Source organism: Raineyella sp. LH-20 (genome assembly GCF_033110965.1).
In the GTDB taxonomy this organism is placed as follows: Bacteria; Actinomycetota; Actinomycetes; order Propionibacteriales; family Propionibacteriaceae; genus Raineyella.
The window spans coordinates 1,987,775-2,004,174 of the sequence record NZ_CP137003.1 but is presented as its reverse complement, the minus strand read 5'-3'; the positions used below and the strand labels follow the sequence as shown (position 1 = coordinate 2,004,174).

Annotated in this window: 15 protein-coding genes; 7 read left to right on the top strand and 8 right to left on the bottom strand. The window is 72.0% G+C overall.

Features of this window, described 5'->3' with window-relative positions; translation table 11 throughout:
- Window positions 1-295 precede the first annotated feature (295 nt).
- Window positions 296-754 carry a MerR family transcriptional regulator gene (locus tag R0146_RS08640; protein ID WP_317688751.1) on the top strand — a complete coding sequence of 153 codons (459 nt, stop codon included), beginning with the start codon at window positions 296-298 and terminating at the stop codon, window positions 752-754.
- Complete coding sequence (locus R0146_RS08635) at window positions 747-1,151, top strand: carboxymuconolactone decarboxylase family protein (RefSeq protein ID WP_317688748.1); 405 nt, start codon at window positions 747-749, stop codon at window positions 1,149-1,151. Before R0146_RS08640 ends, R0146_RS08635 begins: the two co-directional genes overlap by 8 nt.
- A 7-nt stretch (window positions 1,152-1,158) precedes the next feature.
- Here R0146_RS08635 and R0146_RS08630 read toward each other — a convergent pair whose 3' ends face one another.
- The gene (locus R0146_RS08630) at window positions 1,159-1,527 is read right to left on the bottom strand and encodes a large conductance mechanosensitive channel protein MscL (RefSeq protein ID WP_317688745.1); all 369 of its coding nucleotides are present in this window, start codon (window positions 1,525-1,527) and stop codon (window positions 1,159-1,161) included.
- Between the two features lie 166 nt (window positions 1,528-1,693).
- A complete protein-coding gene (gene pdxH, locus R0146_RS08625) occupies window positions 1,694-2,344 on the bottom strand; it encodes a pyridoxamine 5'-phosphate oxidase (RefSeq protein WP_317688744.1) in 651 nt (216 codons plus the stop codon).
- 85 nt (window positions 2,345-2,429) lie between these two features.
- Between pdxH and serC the strand changes: the two genes are divergently transcribed.
- Window positions 2,430-3,542 (top strand): phosphoserine transaminase, encoded by a 1,113-nt coding sequence (gene serC / locus R0146_RS08620; protein ID WP_317688741.1) that lies wholly within the window; start codon window positions 2,430-2,432, stop codon window positions 3,540-3,542.
- Here serC and R0146_RS08615 read toward each other — a convergent pair.
- From R0146_RS08615 to R0146_RS08605, 3 genes are all read right to left on the bottom strand, one after another.
- The gene (locus tag R0146_RS08615) at window positions 3,518-3,967 is read right to left on the bottom strand and encodes a hypothetical protein (RefSeq protein WP_317688738.1); all 450 of its coding nucleotides are present in this window, start codon (window positions 3,965-3,967) and stop codon (window positions 3,518-3,520) included. The genes serC and R0146_RS08615 overlap by 25 nt on opposite strands.
- A 142-nt stretch (window positions 3,968-4,109) precedes the next feature.
- Window positions 4,110-7,511 carry a pyruvate carboxylase gene (locus R0146_RS08610; RefSeq protein ID WP_317688736.1) on the bottom strand — a complete coding sequence of 1,134 codons (3,402 nt, stop codon included), beginning with the start codon at window positions 7,509-7,511 and terminating at the stop codon, window positions 4,110-4,112.
- A 152-nt stretch (window positions 7,512-7,663) separates the two neighbouring features.
- The gene (locus R0146_RS08605) at window positions 7,664-8,008 is read right to left on the bottom strand and encodes a DUF5997 family protein (protein WP_317688734.1); all 345 of its coding nucleotides are present in this window, start codon (window positions 8,006-8,008) and stop codon (window positions 7,664-7,666) included.
- Window positions 8,009-8,139: 131 nt separating this feature from the next.
- Between R0146_RS08605 and R0146_RS08600 the strand changes: the two genes are divergently transcribed.
- On the top strand, window positions 8,140-8,910 hold the full coding sequence (locus R0146_RS08600; protein ID WP_317688732.1) for a LysR substrate-binding domain-containing protein: 771 nt from the start codon (window positions 8,140-8,142) through the stop codon (window positions 8,908-8,910).
- Here R0146_RS08600 and R0146_RS08595 read toward each other — a convergent pair.
- The 3 genes from R0146_RS08595 to R0146_RS08585 are packed head-to-tail and all read right to left on the bottom strand — an operon-like array spanning window position 8,876 to window position 11,643.
- A complete protein-coding gene (locus R0146_RS08595) occupies window positions 8,876-10,366 on the bottom strand; it encodes an NCS2 family permease (protein ID WP_317688730.1) in 1,491 nt (496 codons plus the stop codon). The genes R0146_RS08600 and R0146_RS08595 overlap by 35 nt on opposite strands.
- A 60-nt stretch (window positions 10,367-10,426) precedes the next feature.
- Window positions 10,427-11,230 (bottom strand): DUF3027 domain-containing protein, encoded by an 804-nt coding sequence (locus R0146_RS08590; RefSeq protein ID WP_317688728.1) that lies wholly within the window; start codon window positions 11,228-11,230, stop codon window positions 10,427-10,429.
- A 29-nt stretch (window positions 11,231-11,259) separates the two neighbouring features.
- Window positions 11,260-11,643, bottom strand: coding sequence for a cold-shock protein (locus tag R0146_RS08585; protein WP_317688726.1), 384 nt, complete (start codon window positions 11,641-11,643; stop codon window positions 11,260-11,262).
- A gap of 221 nt (window positions 11,644-11,864) precedes the next feature.
- On the opposite strand from R0146_RS08585, the gene R0146_RS08580 reads away from it, so the two are divergent.
- From R0146_RS08580 to R0146_RS08570, 3 genes are read left to right on the top strand one after another with little or no spacing between them, the layout of a single operon-like run.
- Window positions 11,865-12,650, top strand: a complete 786-nt coding sequence (locus R0146_RS08580) for a hypothetical protein (RefSeq protein ID WP_317688724.1) — start codon at window positions 11,865-11,867, stop codon at window positions 12,648-12,650.
- Window positions 12,647-14,638, top strand: a complete 1,992-nt coding sequence (locus R0146_RS08575; protein WP_317688721.1) for a helicase-associated domain-containing protein — start codon at window positions 12,647-12,649, stop codon at window positions 14,636-14,638. The genes R0146_RS08580 and R0146_RS08575 overlap by 4 nt, the downstream gene beginning before the upstream one ends.
- Window positions 14,639-14,675: 37 nt before the next feature.
- Entirely contained in the window at window positions 14,676-16,334 is a 1,659-nt protein-coding gene (locus R0146_RS08570; RefSeq protein ID WP_317688719.1) for a DNA repair helicase XPB, read from the top strand.
- The last annotated feature ends 66 nt before the right edge of the window (window positions 16,335-16,400 follow it).

Here is a 16,400-nt window from a genome sequence, read left to right as displayed (position 1 = left end):
TTCACAACGGCCGACGACAAAACGCATGCACGCCACGAAGACACCCACGCTACGAGTCAGCCGACCAGTGATCCGGATCCAACCACCGCAACAACAGCGGCACCACCCACACTGACACTGACCCCCACGCTAGACCTGGGGTCAGACACTCAATCGAACCCGTGATCGGATCGACCGATTCGGTGAGACCGATGAGACCGAATCGGTCGACCACGCGTCTGGTCCTGCAGGCGGAGTCTCTTCGCGCGACTCACCCCTTGACTTCGAGCGCACTCCAACTCCTAGCCTGCTGGATGTGACAGAAGACCTGGAGGCATCGGGGCTCACCGTGGCTCAGATGGCCACCGCGACCGGGGTGTCGACGCACACCCTGCGGTACTACGAGCGGGCGGGACTGATTCATCCGATCGCCCGCACCGCCGGCAACCAGCGGCGCTACTCCCCGGACGACGTGGCGTGGCTGGAGTTCCTGCTGCGGCTGCGCGAGACAGGCATGCCGATCGCCCAGATGCGCGAGTACGCGGTGCTGCGAGCCCAGGGGGCGGCAACCACCGAGGCGCGCCTTGCGCTGCTCGAGACCCACCGAACCGCCGTACGCGCGCGGATCGCCGCCCTGCGCCGGCACGAGCAGGCGTTGGAGGCCAAAATCGAAACCTATCGCCACGACCTCGCTGCTCACCGCGGCGACACGCCTGACCCGGCCGGCCAGCGCAGCGGGGAACACACCTCCGAAGGAGTGAATCCCCATGGATGAACCCACCACCCGCGCCGAGCGCTACGCACGCGGTCGTACGGTCCTCGACGCGATCGACGGCACGGCGGGCGCGAACGTCATCGAGGCGCTCGACGACATCTCACCGGAGCTCGGCCACCAGGTGGTGGCCTGGGGGTTCGGTGAGGTCTACTCCCGGCCCGGACTCTCGCCACGCGACCGGCAACTGGTCACCCTCGGGATGCTCACCGCCCTCGGCGGCTGCGAGCCGCAACTCGAGGTCCACATCAACGCCGCCCTGAACGTCGGGCTGACATCGCAGGAGATCACCGAGGCGTTCCTGCACGCCGCGGTCTACTGCGGATTCCCGCGGGCGCTGAACGCCACGTTCACCGCGAAGAAGGTCTTCGCCGAACGAGGTCTGCTGCCGGTCGCGTGACCGCGGCTCAGCTCCGGGTGCGTCCCTCGGCGAGGAGGTCGCGGATCTCGGCGAGGAGATCCTCCGAGGTCTGCACCGCCGGCTCCTCGGTCTTGTGCCGGTTCTTGTAGATCTCGTACGGCTTGACGATGGCGACGTACACCACGAACGCCGTCAGGACGAAGGTCACGATGGCCGACAGGAACGGGCCGATGGTGATGCCGGCGATGACCACGCTGGAGAACGCCGAACCGTCCAGCGGCAGCGTCTTGCCGATCAGGTCGAGGATCAGATCGGTGAAAGCCTTCACGACGGCCGCGAAGAGCGAGCCCATGATGAACGCGACGGCAAGCTCGATGAGGTTGCCGCGCATGAGGAATTCCTTGAAACCCTTCATACCTGCCACTCCTTTCGGAGGCGTGGGGGCTCGGCGAGCCGGCGGCCACGCCGGTCTCACCCTAGCGAAGGACAGCCTCACCGGCCCGGAGCCGGTGCCTGTGCCTTCGGACGCCGATTCCTGTGTCCGCCGGCCCGTTGCTGTGCGACGTGGTCGGCCCCCGCGGTCAGGGCGCGAGCCGACGGGTCCGCCAGGACGACCCGTCGCGACAGAACTCGACCCGGTCGTGCAGTCGTCCGGGCTCGCCCTGCCAGAACTCCACCGTCTGCGGCGTCACCCGCCAGCCGCCCCAGGTCTCCGGACACGGCACCGGCCGCCCGGCGAAGTCCTCCCCCGCCCGGGCGTACGCCGCCAGCAGCTCGGACCGCGACCCGAGTTCGCGTGACTGGTGCGAGGCCCAGGCGCCGAGCTGCGAGCCCCGCGGCCGGCTGGCGAAATACGCCTCGGACTCGGCTCGGTCCACCCGGACGGCGACACCTTCGACACGTACGGCGCGGGCCAGACTCGGCCAATACCACTGCAGGGCGACGTGCGGCTCGGCCGCGATCTCGTGGCCCTTGCGGGAGTCGTAGTGGCTGAAGAAGACGAAGCCGCGCTCGTCGAGTTCCTTGAGCAGCACCGTGCGGACGCTCGGCCGGGGCCGCCCGTCCGGGCCGACCGCGACCGTGGCGAGCTGCACGGCCGTCGGCTCCGGGGTGCCGGCGTCGTATGCCGCCTCCAGCCAGACCCGGAACAGCGCCAGCGGGTCGGTGTCGGAGGTCACGCCCTCCAAGGTCTGACCGTGATACTCCGTACGGTCGGCCGCGATGTCGTGCATGCCCCTGTCCTACCATGCCCACCCCAGGGCCGTCCGCGCCGCGGCCCGGCCGGGACGGCGCGGCCCGCAATGGCAGGATGAAGCCGTGACCGTGCAGATCCCCGCAGACCTCAAGCCGCTCGATGGACGATTCGGATGCGGCCCCGCCCGCATCCGCCCCGAGGCGCTCGCCTCCCTGGCCGGTCCGGGCGCCGCAGTGCTGGGCACGTCCCACCGGCAGGCACCGGTGAAGGCCCTGGTCCACCGGATCCGCGAGGGACTGGCGGAGCTCTACCGCGCCCCGGAGGGCTACCAGGTGGCTCTCGGCAACGGCGGGTCGACCCTCTTCTGGGATGCCGCGGTCTGCTCGTTGATCGAGCGGCGCTCCGCGCACGGAACGTACGGTGAGTTCTCCTCGAAGTTCGCGACCGCCGCCGCCCGCGCCCCGTTCCTCGAGGCCCCGGTGCTCGCCGAGGCGCCTGTCGGCAGCGCGGCGCTGCCGGTGGCGACCGAGGGCGTCGACACGTACGCCTGGGCGCAGAACGAGACCTCCACCGGTGCCGCCACCCCGGTCCGCCGGGTCGCCGCCGACCCCGGCGCGCTCACCCTCATCGACGCCACCTCGGCGGCCGGCGGTCTCGACGCCGACCTGGCCCAGACCGATGCCTATTACTTCGCGCCGCAGAAGAACTTCGGCTCCGATGGCGGGCTGTGGCTGGCCTTGTTCTCCCCCGCCGCGATCGAGCGGATCGGCCGGATCGCCGCCTCCGGCCGGTGGATCCCGGACATCCTGTCGCTGCAGATCGCGCTGGACAACTCCCGCAAGGACCAGACGCTGAACACCCCGGCGGTGGCGACCCTGTGGCTGCTGGCCGAACAGATCGACTGGCTCAACGCCCAGGGTGGCATGGCCTTCGCGACCGCCCGGACCGGGGCGAGCGCCGCACACCTCTACAGCTGGGCGGATGCCCACGAACTGGCCACCCCGTTCGTCGAGGAGGCCTACCGTTCACCGGTGGTCGGCACCATCGACTTCGACGTACGGGTCGACGCCGCGGCGCTGGCGAAGACCCTCCGGGCGAACGGCATCATCGACGTCGAGCCCTATCGCAAGCTGGGCCGCAACCAGCTGCGGATCGGCATGTTCACCAATGTCCCGACCGCCGATGTCGAGGCGCTGACCGCCTGCATCGACTACGTGCTGGAACGCCAGGTCTGATCCGGCTCGGGCTGCTCCCAGCGGCCCGGGGCCGGCTGGGCCCACTGATCCGGAGCCGGCTGGGCCCACTGATCCGGCTCAGGCTGGTCCCACTGGTCGGGGCCGGGATGGTCGACGGCCGCCCGCCGGGCATGGGTCTCGGCGGCGAGGGCACGCTGGAGATCCAGCTCCTTGTCCCGCGCCTCCTGCTCACGCCCGTCACCAGGGCCGTCACCGCCGTGCCCACCGCGCCTGGCACGGCCGGGCCCGAGCAGGACGACCAGGCCCGCCGCCAGGGCGATCGCCACGGCGACGGCCAGGGCGATCCAGGTGCCGGTGCGGTCGGTGCCGGAAGCCGGCGCGGCGTACGCCCGCTGCGGGGCACCGCTGAGGACGAGCGCGGCGGCAGTGACGGCGACGGCACGGACGACGATGGTGACCCGCACGTGATCTCCCTTCTGCACGGCTCAGCGCGCCAGCAGTGAGCCGATGATGACGATGAGGAGCAACGCCACGGCGACCGCACTGACGAGATGGTGACCGGTTCGGAGCTTCACGCTCCCACGGTACCGTGCCGAGCCGGGCGGCTCAGAGCGGACGGACGACCAGGACGAGGTCGCCGCCCTGCACCTGGTGCGGTCCGTGCAGGGCGACCCGCTCGACCATGCCGGTGACCGAGGTGGTGATCGCCGCCTCCATCTTCATCGCCTCGATGGTGGCCACCGGCTGGCCCGCCTCGACCCGGTCACCCTCGGCGACGTTCACCGACACCACGCCCTGGAACGGCGCGGCGACGTGGCCCGGGTTGGTGGTGTCGGCCCGCTCGGCGACGGCGACGTCGGTCTCCACCGACCGGTCGCGGACCCGGATCGGCCGGATCTGGCCGTTCATCGTCGTCATCACCGTCCGGTAGCCGCGTTCGTCGGCCTCGCCGATGGCCTCCAGACCGATCAGCAGGTCGACGCCCTTGCCGAGGCGCACCGCGTGCTCGTCGCCGGGCTTCAGCCCGTAGAGGTAGTCGATCGTGGTCATCGAGGACAGGTCGCCGTACTGCGCCCGGAACTCGTCGAGGGCTGCGGACGGGCCGGGGAAGAGCAGCCGGTTGAGGGTGCGCTGGCGGTCCCGGCCGGGCACCTTCAGCAGTGCGGCATCGTCGGCGGGCACGGTCTCCTCGACCGCCTTGATCGTACGACCCTGCAGCGCCTTGCTGCGGAACGGCTCCGGCCAGCCGCCGGCTGGGGTGCCGAGGTCACCGGAGAGGAAGCCGATCACCGAGTCGGGGATGTCGAACGAGGCCGGGTCGTCCGCGAACGCCTGCGGGTCGGCACCGACCGCGACCAGGTGCAGGGCGAGGTCGCCGACCACCTTGGAGGACGGGGTGACCTTGCTCGGCCGGCCGAGGATCTTGTCGGCCGCGGCGTACATGTCCTCGATCTGCTCGAACTTGTCGGCCAGGCCCAGCGCCTTCGCCTGCTGGCGCAGGTTGGACAGCTGACCGCCGGGGATCTCGTGGTCGTAGACCCGGCCGGTCGGCGATCCGAGTCCGGACTCGAACGGCTTGTACTCGCGCCGGACCATGTCCCAGTAGGGCTCCAGGTCCATCACGCTGCGCAGGTCGAGGCGGGTCTCCCGCTCGGTGTCGGCCATCGCCGCGACCAGCGCCGACATCGACACCTGGGAGGTGGTGCCGGCCATCGGGGCGGCGGCCACGTCGACCGCGTCGACGCCGGCCTGGGCGGCCATCACCAGGGTGGCCAGCTGGCCGCCGGCGGTGTCGTGGGTGTGCAGCACGACCGGCAGGTCGAAGCGCTCCCGCAGCGCGGTGACGAGCTTCGCCGCCGCCGGGGCCCGGAGCAGGCCGGCCATGTCCTTGATCGCCAGGATGTGCGCACCGGCACCGACGATCCGGTCGGCCAGGTGCAGGTAGTAGTCCAGCGTGTAGAGGTCCTCGCGAGGGTCCAGCAGGTTGCCGGAGTAGCACATCGCGACCTCGGCGACCGACGGGGTGTCCCGGATCGCCTTGATCGCCGGGGTCATCTGGGAGACGTCGTTGAGGGCGTCGAAGACCCGGAAGATGTCGACCCCGACCTCGGCGGCCTCGTGCACGAACGCGTCGGTCACCTCGGTCGGATAGGGCGTGTAGCCCACCGTGTTGCGGCCACGCAGCAGCATCTGCACCGGGATGCCCGGCAGCGCCTCGTGGAACTTCGCCAGCCGATCCCACGGATCCTCGCCGAGGAACCGCAGTGCGACGTCGTACGTCGCCCCGCCCCACGCCTCGACCGAGAACAGCCCCGGCAGCATCCGCTGCAGGTAGGGGGCGAACTCCAGCATGTCGTACGTCCGCATCCGGGTGGCCAGCAGCGACTGGTGGGCGTCGCGGAACGTGGTGTCGGTGACCTCCAGCCGGTCCGAGGCGCGCAGCGCGGCGGCGAACCCGTCGGGGCCCAGCTCCAGCAGCTGCTGGCGGAACCCGGCCGGTGCCGGGGAACGCAGGTCGGTGCGCGGCAGCTTCGTCCGCGGGTGGACGCTGATCGGGGCGGCGCCGTTCGGCTTGTTCACCGTCACGTCGGCGAGCCAGCTGAGCACCTTGGTGCCGCGGTCCTGGGAGACCCGCGCCTTGAGCAGGTGCGGCCGCTCGTCGATGAAGGCGGTCGAGATGTCACCGCTGCGGAAGTCCGGGTCCTCCAGCACGGCCCGCAGGAACGGCATGTTCGTCGCCACACCACGGATCCGGAACTCCGCCAGCGCCCGACGCGCGCGGGCGATCGCCTGGTCGAGGTCGCGGCCGCGGGTGGTCAGCTTGACCAGCAGCGAGTCGAAGTGGGGACTGATCACCGCGCCGGTGGCGGCGGTGCCACCGTCGAGGCGTACGCCGGCGCCGGCCGCAGACCGGTAGGCAGAGATCACCCCGGTGTCGGGGCGGAAGTCATTGGCCGGATCCTCGGTGGTGATCCGGCACTGCATCGCCGCACCCATCAGGTGGATGGAGTCCTGGGTCAGGCCGAGGTCGGCCAGGGTCTCCCCCGCGGCCAGCCGCATCTGGGCCTGGACCAGGTCGACGCCGGTGACCTCCTCGGTGACCGTGTGTTCGACCTGGATGCGCGGATTCATCTCGATGAAGACGTGCTGGCCGGCCCGCGGGCCCTCGGTCTCCAGCAGGAACTCGACGGTGCCGGCCAGGGTGTAGTTGATCGACTTCGCGAACGCGACGGCGTCGCGGGTCAGCGCCGCCCGCAGCTCCTCGGAGATGTGCGGGGCGGGGGCGAGCTCGACGACCTTCTGGTGCCGACGCTGGATCGAGCAGTCCCGCTCGAACAGGTGGACCGTGTTGCCCTCACGGTCGGCGAGGATCTGCACCTCGATGTGACGCGGCCGGCCGACCGCCTGCTCGATGAAGACGGTGGCATCACCGAACGCCGACTCGGCCTCGCGCATCGCCGCGCCGATCGCATCGGTCAGGGCCGCCGGGTCGTCCACCCGGCGCATGCCGCGGCCACCACCACCGGCCACCGCCTTGACGAAGACCGGGAAGCCGATCCGCTCGGCCTCGGCGCGCAGGTAGTCCGGGTCGGTCGACGGGTCGGAGGACTCCAGGGTCGGGATGCCGGCCCGGCGGGCCGAGTCGATGGCGTGCTTCTTGTTGCCGGCCATCTCCAGGGTCTCCTTGGAGGGACCGATGAAGGTGATGCCGTTCTTCGCACAGGCCTCGGCCAGGTCCGGGTTCTCCGAGAGGAATCCGTAGCCGGGGTAGATCGCGTCCGCCTCGGCCTCCTTGGCGGCCCGGATGATCTCGTCGATGTCGAGATAGGCACGGACCGGGTGGCCCTTCTCGCCGATCAGGTAGGCCTCGTCGGCCTTGATCCGGTGCACCGCGTTGCGGTCCTCGTACGGGAACACGGCGACGGTCTTCGCCCCCAGTTCGACCGCGGCGCGGAACGCACGAACAGCGATTTCGCCACGATTGGCGACCAGGACCTTTGTGAACATGCACACACCTTCGCGGCAGAACAGGCAGACAGGCTGAGGAAAAGGCCACCGACACGCCATTGTGAGGGGGACCACATCGCAGTGTAGACCGTCCGGGCCCGGCCGGATCACCGACCCGGAGGCCCGTGGTCAGGACCGGAGAAACCTCCGGGTCAGTCCCGTACGCCCTTGAGCCGGGCGTTCTCGGCACGCACCTCCGCCTGGGTGGCCCGCTCCCGCACCAGCCACTCCGGCATGGTGCGCAGCAGGTCCCGGATCTGGTCCGCGGTGAGCGCCTCGGTGATGCCGACGCGGACCAGACCGGAGTTGGAGACGCCGAGCTTGCGGGCCATCTCGGCACGCGGGTAGGGGCCGTTGAGGCGCAACTCGACCAGCCAGGCGGGCGGCTCGGCGATCAGGGCGTTGAGCTCCTCGCGGGTCACGACGCCCTCGCGGAACCCCTCGGGGGTCGCCGGCAGGTGGACGCCGAGCTTCTTGGCGGCCGTCTCGGGCTTCATGCTCTGGGAGTTTGGCTTCGTCACCCCCCAAGCCTAGAGCGATCCGGCCCAGAGCGATCCGGCCCAGAGCGATCCGGCCCAGAGCGATCCGGCGCTAGGGTGGCGGACAGCCGCCGACGAGGAGGATCACGATGTCCGGTGTCCCACGCGAGGTGCCCCCGCCGTTGCGGATCGCCTTCGTGCCTGGGGTCTCCCCCGACACCTGGGCCCGCAAGTGGCGCGAGCGGGTCCGCCGGGTGCCGCTGGTACTGCTGCCGATCCCCCTTGCGGACCAGCTCGCCGTGCTCCGTGACGGCCGGGCCGACATGGCGCTGGTCCGTCTCCCGGTGGAGCCCGACGGGCTGTCGGTGATCGGGCTGTACGAGGAGGTGCCGGTCGTCGTCGTGCCGAAGGACCACCCGGTGGCAGCGTACGAGGCGGTCGACGTCGCCGACCTCTCGGAGGAACACCTGCTGCAGGACCCCGACGAGGTGCCCGCCTGGCGCGACGTCGCCACCGAGATCGCCACCGGCACGCGCTATCCGGTGCCCCCGATGACACTGGAGCAGGCCATCGCCACCGTGGCGGCCGGCACCGGCATCGTCATCGTGCCGATGTCCCTTGCCCGGCTGCACCAGCGCAAGGACGTGACCGCCCGGCCGGTCACCGGAGTCGAGGCGTCCCGGGTCGGTCTGGCCTGGCCGGCCGACCGCTCCGACGAGCGCACCGACTACTTCATCGGGATCGTCAAGGGGCGTACGGCCAACAGCTCCCGGTCCCCGGTCCCCGGTGAGCCGGTGGATCGGTCACCCCGCCCGGCCGGGCCGGCCTCCGGGGCCCGCCGGCCGACCCCACGCACGTCCAGGGGGGCCGGCCGTGGCCGATCGGTCAGCCGACGAGGCGGCCGAGCAGACCCTGCATGAAGTAGAGGACGAACAGTGCGGAGACGAGCCACATCAGCGGGTGGATCCGCCGGGCCCGGCCCTTGGCGATCTCCAGCACCACGTGCATGACGAAGCCCATGCCGATGCCGACGGTGATGGAGTAGGCGAACGGCATGAAGACGATCGTCAGGAAGGCCGGGATCGCCTGCTCCATCTGCGACCACTTGATCTCGGTGACGCTCGACATCATCAGGGCGCCGACGATGACGAGCACCGGGGAGACCGCTTCGGCCGGGATCAGCGACACGACCGGGGAGGCCACGATCGCGATCAGGAAGCACGCACCGGTGACGACCGAGGCGATGCCGGTCCGGGCCCCCTCGGCCACACCCGAGATCGACTCGACGTACGACGTGTTGGAGGACGACGACCCGAGGCCGCCCGCCATCGCGGCGAGCGAGTCGATCAGCAGGATGCCGGTGAGGTGCGGCGGGTTACCGTTGCCGTCGAGCAGCCTGCCCTCGGCACCCACGGCCACCACGGTGCCCATGGTGTCGAAGAAGTCCGCCAGCAGCAGCGAGAAGATCAGCAGGACGATGCCCAGCGCAGTGAGGCCCCGCTGGGTGAAGGCGCCGAAGATGTCGACCCGGCCGAGGAGCTGGAAGTCCGGGGCACCCCAGCTGCCGAGCACCGGCGGATTCGCCTTCCAGCCGTCCACCTGGCCACCGAGCAACGTGCCGAGCGGGTGGACGTTCTGGACGATCACCGCGACGATGGTCGCCACCACGATGGAGATCAGCAGGCCGCCGCGGACGCTGCGGGTGTAGAGCACGGCGCCGAGCAGCAGGCCGAATAGGAAGATGCCGATCGGCCAGCCCATCAGGCTGCCGTTGATGCCGAGGGTCACCGGGGTGCCCTGGGCCGGGCGGATCACGCCGCCGTCGACCAGACCGACGAAGGTGATGAAGACGCCGATGCCGACGCTGATCGCCGCGCGCAGGAACGCCGGCACCGCCCGGAAGACCGCGGTGCGGAAGCCGGTGAGCACCAGGATGGTGATCAGGGCGCCCTCCAGGACGACCAGGCCCATCGCCTGCGGCCAGGTCATGATCGGGGCCAGGGTGTAGGCCAGCAGGGCGTTCAGACCGAGTCCGGCGGCCAGGGCGAGGGGGTAACGGCCCACCACGCCCATCAGGATGGTCATCACGCCGGCGATCAGTGCGGTGCCGGCGGCGACCGCCGCCTTGGAGACGGCGATGTTCGCGTCGGAGACCTCCTGACCGGTGATCAGATGGCCGTTGATGTCGGGCACGGTGCCGATGATCGCGGGGTTGAGCGCGATGATGTACGCCATCGCGAAGAAGGTGACCAGACCGCCGCGGATCTCGCGGCCCCAGGTCGAGCCACGTGCGGTGAGTTCGAACCAACGGTCCAGGATGCCGCGCTCCCCCTGACCTGTCGGGGTGGGTGCGGTGGTGGATGCAGCAGAGTCCATGGCGGCAGCCTAGGGGGCCCACGTTACGCGTTGGTCTCGTGGGTCCCCGGTCAAGCGCCGTCAGTCGAAGAGCGACCCCTCGGAGACGCTGATGGTGTCCCAGACCGGGGCGGACCGGTCCGCAGCGTGCGCCTCATCGGGCACGTCGGAGTGCGCACCGCAGCCGTGGTCGACGGCCACCACGGTGGCGTCGGACGGCGACGACTCGTTGGCGCAGACCCCGAAGACGGTGCCCAGGCTGCCCTGCAGCCGGACGAAGTAGCCGCAGCTGACGCACGGACCGGGCGCCTGCTTGGTCATCTGGTTGTCGGGGCCCCCGTCACCGGCGAGCCACCGCTCGGCGGCCCGCTCCCGGCCGTACGGGGAGAGCAGTCGCTCGCGGCCGAGGCCGAGTTCGGCGACCACGGCCCGCAGCTGGGAGGCCTCTGCCGGGTCCCGGTCGGCCGCCTGGTCGCCGCCGGTGAAGCCGGGCTCCAGCCGCTCGTCGTCGGCCGGGGTCGGCATCAGCAAGCCGGGGGTGAGGTCGTCCGGGGAGACCCGCTCCGACCACGGCACCCAGGCCGGCGCCAACAGGGATCCCTCGCCCGGCAGCAGCGCCACCTCGTCGACGGTCGGCGCCTTGGCCCGCGAGGCGCGCGCCAGGGTGACGTTCCACCGCCAGCCGCGATAGCCCGGGTGGGTGCACGCGAACAGGTGCGTGACGACCCGGTCGCCCTCGGCAATCACCCCGAGGTGCTCGCCCACCGCGTGCGGGCCGGAGCTCGCCAGCACCGCCTCGCGAGCGAGATCCACCGCCGCAGCGGTCACCGCGTCCAGCTTGGGCCGGGGTGCCCTACGGGCTTGGGGTGCACTGGGGGCTGACATGTCCGCCATTCTTTCACGTCGGGACGGGGTCACAGCTCCAGCTCGTCGGCGATACCGCGGAGCAGGTGGGCCGTACGTTCCGCCGACTTCGCGTCCGGATGGTGGCCGCGACGGTAGCTGGCGGCAAGGTGGTCGAGCATCTTGATCACGTCCTCGACGATGACGGCCATGTCCTCCGGGCGCTTGCGGGCCGCCTTGGCGACCGACACGGGCTTGTCCACCAAGTGCAGGCTGAGCGCCTGCTCGCCCTTGCGCCCCTCGATGACACCGAACTCCACCCGCTGACCGGGCTTGAGCGTCGTCACGCCCTGCGGCAGCGCGTTGGAACGGACGTAGACGTCCCCGCCGCCGTCCTTCGTCAGGAATCCGAAGCCCTTCTCGGCGTCGTAGAACCGCACCTTGCCAGTGGGCACAGCAACCTCACTCGTGTCTGTCCGCGTCGTGTCCGAACGCTTCGTCTGGATCTGGGTCTGGTCCCTGGAGGCGAGCGTGACCGGGTGCAGCAGGGGTGACCGCCGCCCGGAAACGAGCCTGGCGGGGTCCGGAGACCCCAGCATACCCGCGGGCCGGCGGATCCGCGGGCCATCGGCGACGCACGGCGGAGCCCCGGCACACCCCGGGTAGCATCGACCGCATGGCGACCTGGCAGGACGGCCCCGAATACGCGCCCCTGGCGCCTCCCACGGGGTACGAACCCGCGGTCGCGAGCACCCCGGCGGCCCCGACGCCGCTCCCGCGGGTCGCTCCGGCGCCTGGCGGGCCGGGCGCCGGGGCACCGACACCGGCGTTCGCCCCGCCCAGCGGCACCGTCCCGCTGGCCGGCCTGGGCCCGGCCCGGCGCCCGTCCCGCGATCCGCGCCACCCGTTCCCGGCGGCCTCCCGTCCCCAGCGGACCGGCTCGGCCTGGCGGTCGGTGCACGCCGCGGGCACCGGTGACGCGCCGACCGTGCCGCAGGCTGCGGTGATCGGGCCGTACGCCCCGTCGACGTACCCGCCCGGGACGTACGCCCCCGAACAGCCGAAGTGGGCGCCCCGTCCGACCGGCTTCGCCGACCTCGACCACCAGGTCCGGGCGGCCCGCTGGCTGCTGTTGCCGATCGCTCTCTACATCCTCGGTGCGATCGCCGGACCGTTCGTCACCATCGCCCTGCTCACCGGCGCCATCCTGCTCGCCGCGGCTCCGGCCGCCCCCGCCGCGGCCCGGGTGCTGTCGCGGATCGTCGCCGGTCTGGTCGGCGCGCTGCTGCTGCTCGGCCTGCTGGTCGGCGGCAGCTGGACCGAGCCGGCCGGCGCCGCCCGCCTGATCGGGCTGGTCTACTGCATCGCGCTGGCTTCGTGGTACGTGCGCCAACGGTCGGTGGTGGACGCTGAGCGGCGCCGGCGGGAACAGCACCCCGGCGGCACGGGGGTGGGCCGATGAACCGCAGGTCGACCCCGCGATCCCTCGCGGAGTCGCTGCGCCGGTGGACGGCCGCCGATTTCGCCGCCCTGCTGGCGGCCCGCCCCGACCTGTGCTCGCCCCCACCGCGCTCGGTCGGCGACCTGGTCACCCGGATGACGACCGGCGGGTCCGCGTTGACCGCCCTGCACCGGCTCAACGCCTGGCAGCACGTCGTCGCCGAGGCGTTGGCCGCGTTGCCCGACGGCACCAGCCGGGCGGCGATCGCCGACCTGCTCGGCACCAGCGACGAGCTGGCCGTCCGTCGCGGGCTGGCCGACCTGCGGGAACGCGGCCTGGTCTGGGGCCCCGACACCGACCTGCACCTGCTCGTCCCGGCCCGCACCGCCTTCGGCCCCTGGCCCGCCGGTCTGGCCGACGACTCGGTCCACCCGCTCACCGAGCAGGAGATCGACCGGGCCCTGGCGGCCGCCGGCGAGGTGGTCCGGCCACTGCTCGACCAGCTCACCTGGGGCCCGCCGACCGGTCGGGTGCGCAACGCCGACCGCCAGGTCACCCCGGAGAGCGCGGGCACCCCGATGGAGGTCGCGCTCGCTCACGGCCTGCTGCGCCCGCTCGACCACGACACCGTGGTGATGCCCCGCGAGGTGGCCTGGCGGCTGCGCGAGCACCGGCTGATGCGTGCGCTCCCGTCGCCGACCCCGCCGGACCTGGGCTCCGGTCGACGGCGTCGGGCCGAACTGATCGACCGGGCCGGGGTCGGCGCGGCGATCACCCTGCTGCGCGACGTCGAACAGTTGGTCTCCTCACTGCCGGACCTCGACGTACGGCTGTTGCGCGACGGCGGGCTGTCGATGAAGGACCTCGGCGCCGCGGTGTCGCTGCTACGGCTGCCCGCCGCCCACCTGGCCCGTTCCCGGGCGTACGCCGCCCTCGTCGTCGAGCTGGCCTGGGCCGCCGGACTGGTCAACCAGGTGAACGGCGAGACGCTGCTCCCGACGCCGGCCTTCGACCAGTGGCTCGACCGGCCGGCCGCGGACCGCTGGGTCGACCTGATCCGGGTGTGGGCCGCGACGCCACGCTGGTTCGCCTGGTCCGTACGCCCCAAGGCGCACCCGCTCGGCCCGGACGCAGACTGGCGCGGTGCGGCCGACCTGCGCCGCGGACTGATCGGCTGCTGCGCCGACGTGACGCCGGGCACCATGGTCGGCGCCGAGCGGCTGGCCCGGGCGTACGCCTGGCACCGCCCGGTGGTGGCCGCCCAGGTCGACCTCGCCGAGTTGACTGCGCAGTGGTGGGAGGAGGCCGGCTGGCTCGGGTTGCAGGCGTTGGACGCGGTGACCGGGCTGGTGCACGTGGCGGCCGACGAAGGGGTGGCGATGCCGGCCGATCTCGCCGCCGAGTTCCCCGAGCCGGTCAGCGAGCTCATCCTGCAGTCCGATCTCACCGCCGTCGCCCCCGGCCCCTTGGACCACGACACCAGCCGGGTGATCCGGCTGTTGGCCGACCAGGAGTCCCGCGGCGCGGGCGGCGTGTTCCGGTTCAGCCAGGCGTCGCTGCGCCGGGCGTTCGACGCCGGCTGGACCGCCGACCGGGTGCTCGACTGGCTGCGGGACCACTCCGGCACCGGGATGCCCCAGCCGCTGGAATACCTGGTCGGAGACGTGGCCCGCCGGCACGGCCGGATCCGCGTCGGCAGCGTCGGTGCCTGGATCCAGACCGACGACGCGGCCGTGGTCACCCAGCTGCTCTCCCATCCCGAGGCAGCCGCGCTCGGCCTGCGCCGGCTCGCCCCGGGCGTGATCGTCGCCGACGCCGAGGCCGACGAGGTGGTCGTGCTGCTGCACCAGCTCGGCCTCTCCCCCGCCGCCGAGGACTCTGCGGGCCGGCTCGTCACCGCCCCGCCGCGCCCGCGGGCCCGGCCGCGGACCGTCGAGCCGCCGGCCGGCCCGCCCGGGCCGGAGGCCATCGCGGCACTGGCCGAGGAGCTGGCGGCGTCCGTTCGCTGAGCGGTCCGGCCTTGGCCGCGGTGCGAGAATGGTCGGCATGTCACGCCTGGATCCGGGCCCCTTGGTCGTGCAGTCCGACCGTACGCTCCTGCTCGAGGTCGACCATCCGCTGGCCGACGAGTGCCGGCTGGCCATCGCGCCGTTCGCCGAACTGGAGCGGGCCCCCGAGCACATCCACACCTACCGGCTGACCCCGCTGGGGCTGTGGAACGCCCGCGCTGCCGGTCACGACGCCGAGCAGGTCGTCGACGTGCTGCTCACCTACTCGCGCTATCCGGTGCCCAGCACCCTGCTGGTCGACGTGGCCGAGACGATGGACAGGTACGGGCGGCTGCGGATCGAGAAGCATCCGGGGCACGGCCTGGTGCTGGTCTCCACCGATCCGGCGGTGCTCACCGAAGTGGTCCGGGCCAAACAGGTCGCCGGGATGCTCGGCGCGGTGATCGACGCCGACACGGTGGCCGTCCACCCGTCCGAGCGGGGCCACCTCAAGCAGGTGCTGCTCAAGCTCGGCTGGCCGGCCGAGGATCTCGCCGGATACGTCGACGGCGAACGCCACCCGATCGCCCTGGTCGAGGACGGCTGGCAGTTGCGGACCTACCAGCGCCAGGCGGTCGATTCCTTCTGGGAGGGCGGCTCGGGGGTCGTCGTGCTGCCCTGCGGGGCGGGCAAGACCCTGGTCGGCGCGGCCGCGATGGCCCGGGCCGGGGCGACCACCCTGATCCTGGTCACCAACACCGTCTCCGCCCGCCAGTGGCGCGACGAGCTGCTGCGGCGTACGTCGCTGACGGCCGACGAGATCGGCGAGTACTCCGGCGCCCGCAAGGAGATCCGCCCGGTGACCATCGCGACCTACCAGGTGATCACCACCAAGCGCAACGGCATCCACCCGCACCTGGAGCTGTTCAGCGCCCGGGACTGGGGGCTGGTGCTCTACGACGAGGTGCACCTGCTGCCGGCCCCGGTGTTCCGGATGACGGCCGACCTGCAGGCCCGCCGCCGGCTCGGGCTGACCGCGACGCTGGTCCGCGAGGACGGGCACGAGGGGGACGTCTTCTCGCTGATCGGGCCGAAGCGCTTCGACGCCCCGTGGAAGGACCTGGAGAACCAGGGCTGGATCGCCCCCGCCGAGTGCATCGAGGTGCGGGTCACGCTGCGGGAGGACGAGCGGCTGGCGTACGCCATGGCGGAGCCTGACGTACGCTACCGGCTGGCCGCCACCGCCGAGACCAAGCAGCGGGCGATCATCGAGCTGGTCGAACGCCACCGCGGGACGCCGACGCTGGTGATCGGGCAGTACGTCGACCAACTCGACGAACTCGCCGAGGCACTCGACGCGCCGCTGGTCAAGGGCTCGACGCCGGAGAGCCGACGCGAGGAGCTCTTCGGCGCCTTCCGGCGCGGCGAGATCACCCTGCTGGTGGTCTCCAAGGTGGCGAACTTCTCCATCGACCTGCCGACCGCCGAGGTCGCGATCCAGGTCTCCGGCGCCTTCGGGTCGCGCCAGGAGGAGGCCCAGCGGCTCGGCCGGCTGCTGCGCCCCTCCGGCGACAAGACGGCACGCTTCTACGCGGTCGTCTCCCGCGACACCTCGGACGCCGACTTCGCCCAGCACCGGCAGCGGTTCTTGGCCGAGCAGGGCTACAGCTACCGGATCGTGGACGCCGACGACATCGAGGAGCTCGACCGGGGCTGAGCCGCGGCTGCCCCGGCGCCCGCTCGGCCGGCAACTGGTCACCCTGGTCGCCATCGGCCAGGCGGC